Genomic DNA, 855 nt, shown 5'->3' on the forward strand with positions numbered 1-855 from the left:
CAGCGCCCAGCAGGACGCGGTGCGGCGCATCGCCGCCGCGCTCGGCCAGTTCGAGCAGACCGTGCAGGCGTTCAAGGCCGCCACCGCCGACATCGCCCGCACCCGTCAGGAGATGACCGAGCAGCAGGCCGAGATCGTGCGCATCAGCGAGACCCTGTACCAGTTCCAGATGCAGCGCATGGCCATCGAGAGCGCCCAGGCGCGCAGCCTGCAGATCGGCGCCACGCTGCTGGCCCTGCTGTTCGGCGTGCTCGCCGCCTGGGTCATCACCCGGCAGATCACCCGTCCGCTGCAGGACACCCTGGGCGCGGTGCAGCGCATCGCCGACGGCGACCTGACCGCCAGCGTGCGGGTCGACCGCCGCGACGAGATGGGCCAGCTGCAGCAGGGCATCCAGCACATGGCCACGACCCTGCGCGAGCTGATCGGCGGCATCCGCGACAGCGTCACCCAGATCGCCAGCGCCGCCGAGGAGCTGTCGGCGGTCACCGAGCAGACCAGCGCCGGCGTCAACAGCCAGAAGAGCGAGACCGACCAGGTGGCCACCGCCATGCATGAGATGTCGGCCACCGTGCAGGAAGTGGCGCGCAACGCCGAGCAGGCCTCGCAGGCGGCCAACGATGCCGACGGCCAGGCACGCCTGGGCGATCAGGTGGTGGCGGAGGTGATCGTCCAGATCGAGCGCCTGGCCGCCGAGGTCAGCCGCTCCAGCGAGGCGATGCACGGCCTGCAGCAGGAGAGCGACAAGATCGGCAGCGTGATGGACGTGATCAAGTCGGTGGCCGAGCAGACCAACCTGCTGGCGCTCAACGCCGCCATCGAGGCGGCGCGTGCCGGCGAGGCGGGGCGCGGTTT

At 71.0% G+C, this 855-nt stretch carries 1 protein-coding gene; it reads left to right on the top strand.

What is annotated here, in order from left to right; translation table 11 throughout:
* Nucleotides 1-855, top strand: an 855-nt coding sequence (locus tag N878_RS22950; RefSeq protein ID WP_021445843.1) for a methyl-accepting chemotaxis protein, incomplete at both ends; no start/stop codon positions are given.

Source organism: Pseudomonas sp. EGD-AK9 (assembly GCF_000465935.2).
GTDB lineage: Bacteria > Pseudomonadota > Gammaproteobacteria > Pseudomonadales > Pseudomonadaceae > Aquipseudomonas.